At 62.1% G+C, this 3,022-nt stretch carries 4 protein-coding genes and 1 pseudogene; 4 read left to right on the top strand and 1 reads right to left on the bottom strand.

The window, feature by feature from the left end; translation table 11 throughout:
- The 4 genes and pseudogenes from EN884_RS31140 to tsf form a co-directional block, all read left to right on the top strand.
- Positions 1-309 (top strand): annotated as a pseudogene (locus EN884_RS31140) (hypothetical protein); the annotation flags it as partial.
- 58 nt (positions 310-367) lie between these two features.
- Entirely contained in the window at positions 368-646 is a 279-nt protein-coding gene (locus tag EN884_RS31135) for a DUF4031 domain-containing protein (RefSeq protein ID WP_013531766.1), read from the top strand.
- A 202-nt stretch (positions 647-848) separates the two neighbouring features.
- Entirely contained in the window at positions 849-1,637 is a 789-nt protein-coding gene (gene rpsB / locus EN884_RS31130) for a 30S ribosomal protein S2 (protein WP_013531765.1), read from the top strand.
- Between the two features lie 109 nt (positions 1,638-1,746).
- Entirely contained in the window at positions 1,747-2,667 is a 921-nt protein-coding gene (tsf, locus tag EN884_RS31125) for a translation elongation factor Ts (RefSeq protein WP_013531764.1), read from the top strand.
- Between the two features lie 34 nt (positions 2,668-2,701).
- Here the strand turns inward: tsf and EN884_RS31120 are convergent.
- On the bottom strand, positions 2,702-3,022 hold a 321-nt coding region (locus EN884_RS31120; protein ID WP_245492014.1), incomplete at its 5' end, for a LysR substrate-binding domain-containing protein.

The raw sequence follows: 3,022 nt of genomic DNA, 5'->3' as shown, positions 1-3,022 counted from the left end.
CCCTGGGCCTGCGCCAATCCGCGCATTAGCCAGGAGGAGATCGCCGAACATCTGAAGCGGATCCGCAACGACTATTGTCGGGGCGGGCTGCGCGACACGATGAACCGATTCGTTCCGCAGCCGGCCGGGCCGCGTTGCGCCCACATCCGGGTGCCGGAGGCACTGGGCTTGCATGAGCATACGGGCTCGATCGACGATGCGGTTGCCGATCTGCACCGTCGCATGCAGGATACAGTCACCAACATCGTCGCCGAGCTTGCAGCCAATGGCGGCTTCATTTTCTATCCGAATCCATTCTATCGTCACTGACATCAGCCGGGCCATGTGGCCGACTGTCGTGACGGATGGAAGGCAGACAGCAAGCTTTATGGCAGCCTATGTCGACGCAGCGATCTGGAACTGGGCCGGCCATCGCTGGTGCCATCTGTTGGCCGACGACACCGACGAGTTGCATCGCTTTGCCGCGCATCTTGGCGTCAAGCGCTCATCCTACCAAGGGCCGCCCAAGACATCGGCGCCGCATTATGACATAACCGGCTTCGAGCGTGACCGTGCGGTGCGGCTCGGCGCCATCGAATGCAGCCGCGAGGAGATCGTCGCGGTCTTCCGGCGGGTGCGGGTGCCGAACGGCAAGATAAAGCGCTGACGGCAGCGCGCGGATCGTCGCACGCCGTACACAGGTCCCACGGCGCTTGCGTTTATCGCGCATCCCCTCTATATGCGCGCTCATTCCACACACGGACTTTGGTGTCTGCCCGGGAGAAATCCGGCTGAAACCTCCGGTGGCGTTCGAGGACAAAGTCCAAAAATGCCTGTGTCCGTGGAGGCTAACCGGAAAGGAACTTTGAATGGCACTGCCTGATTTCAGCATGCGCCAGCTTTTGGAAGCTGGCATTCACTTCGGCCACCAGACCCATCGCTGGAACCCGAAAATGGCGCCCTACATCTATGGCGCCCGCAACAACATCCACATCATCGACCTCTCGCAGACGGTGCCTTTGCTGCACCAGGCGCTGAAGCAGGTTTCCGACACCGTCGCCAAGGGCGGCCGCGTGCTGTTCGTCGGCACCAAGCGCCAGGCGTCCGACATCGTCGCCGATGCGGCACAGCGTTCGGCTCAGTACTACGTCAACTCGCGTTGGCTCGGCGGCATGCTGACCAACTGGAAGACGATCTCGAATTCGATCCAGCGCCTGCGCAAGCTCGACGAGATGCTGGCCGGCGAGGCGCAAGGGTTGACCAAGAAGGAACGCCTGAACCTCGACCGCGAGCGCGAGAAGCTCGACAAGGCGCTGGGCGGCATCAAGGACATGGGCTCGACGCCCGACCTGATGTTCGTGATCGACACCAACAAGGAAGCGATCGCCATTCTCGAGGCCAAGCGCCTCGGCATTCCGGTCGTCGCCATCATCGATTCGAACTGCGATCCGGACAAGATCGACTTCCCGATCCCCGGCAATGACGACGCGGCCCGCGCCATCCAGCTCTATTGCGATCTGATCGCCAAGGCTGCGATCGACGGCATTGCCCGTCAGCAGGGCGCGCTCGGCGTCGACATCGGCGCTTCGATCGAAGCTCCCGTCGAACCGGCGCTCGACCCGGCTCCGGCCCCGGCTGCAGACGCTCCGGAAGCTTGATAATCGAAGGCCGGTTGCGGCCTTCATCTTTCTCATATTCTGGCACGCTAAACAGACGCACCATCGAATACCGATGGTGCGTCGGTGCATTTAAAACAAAGAGGCGACAATGAGCATTTCGGCTGCACAGGTCAAAGAACTCCGCGACTTGACCGGCGCGGGCATGATGGATTGCAAGGCGGCGTTGACCGAGACCAACGGCAACATGGAAGAGGCCGTCGACTGGCTGCGCAAGAAGGGTATCTCCAAGGCTGACAAGAAGGCTGGCCGCACCGCGGCTGAGGGCCTGATCGGCGTCGACAACGGCGTGCGCGAGGCTGCCGTCGTCGAGGTCAATTCCGAGACCGACTTCGTTGCCCGCAACGCCGCGTTTCAGGAAATCGTCGCCAATGTTGCCAAGGTTGCGCTGGCCTACGGCACGACGGAAGCTGTGGCCGCCGCAAAGTATCCAGGTTCCGACAAGTCGGTTGCCGACACCATCAAGGACGCTGTCGGCACCATCGGCGAAAACATGGGCTTCCGCCGCTCGGCCAAGCTCACCGTCCCGCACGGTGCTGTCGCCACCTACGTCCACAACGCAGTTGCCGATGGTCTTGGCAAGCTCGGCGTTCTGGTCGCGATCGAGACCACGGGCAATGAGCATGCCGCCAATGCCTTTGGCCGCCAGGTTGCCATGCATGTCGCCGCCACCAACCCGCTGGCGCTGACGGCCGAGCAGATCGATCCGGCTGCGGTCGAGCGCGAGAAGGCGATCTTCGCCGATCAGGCGCGCCAGTCCGGCAAGCCGGAAGCGATCATCGAAAAGATGGTCGAAGGCCGCCTACGCAAGTTCTATGAGGAAGTCGTGCTCCTGAAGCAGGCCTTCGTGCTCAATCCCGACATCACTGTCGAGCAGGCACTGAAGGATGCCGAGAAGGAAATCGGCGCTCCGGCCAAGATTTCCGCCTATCTGCGCTTTGCGCTCGGCGAAGGCATTGAAAAGGAAGAGACCGATTTCGCGGCGGAAGTCGCGGCTGCGGTGAAGAAATAATCCTTACAAATAGCCCCTGAAGGGGCTTCTCAGCTCAGGCAACTCGGCCGGGTGTCCGCAAGGATGCCCGGCCGATTTCTTGTGCGGTGTCGATAAAGGCCCTGAGCTTCGGCGCCATTGACGCCCGGCGCGGGAAATAGAGGAATAGCCCCGGTTCCTCGATCGCCGTCTGCGGCAGCACCTGGACCAGGCGGCCCGCGGCAAGATCGGCGCGCGCCAGCGGCTCGAAGACATAGGCAAGCCCGACGCCTGCAAGCGCAAGATCGATTGCTGCGAGCGAATCCGTCACGACAACGCTGCCCCGCGTCTCCATGGCGATGTCCTTGCCATCCTCGATCAGATCCCAGCGATAGAG

The organism is Mesorhizobium sp. M7A.F.Ca.AU.001.01.1.1 (assembly GCF_004022735.1).
Lineage (GTDB): Bacteria > Pseudomonadota > Alphaproteobacteria > Rhizobiales > Rhizobiaceae > Mesorhizobium > Mesorhizobium ciceri.
This window is presented reverse-complemented; position numbering and strand designations above follow the sequence as displayed.

Bases quoted from the DNA above. Each gene is read 5' to 3' on its own strand.
- EN884_RS31135 (WP_013531766.1), top strand. From the start codon at position 368: ATGGCAGCCTATGTCGACGCAGCGATCTGGAACTGGGCCGGCCATCGC.
- rpsB (WP_013531765.1), top strand. From the start codon at position 849: ATGGCACTGCCTGATTTCAGCATGCGCCAGCTTTTGGAAGCTGGCATT.
- tsf (WP_013531764.1), top strand. From the start codon at position 1,747: ATGAGCATTTCGGCTGCACAGGTCAAAGAACTCCGCGACTTGACCGGC.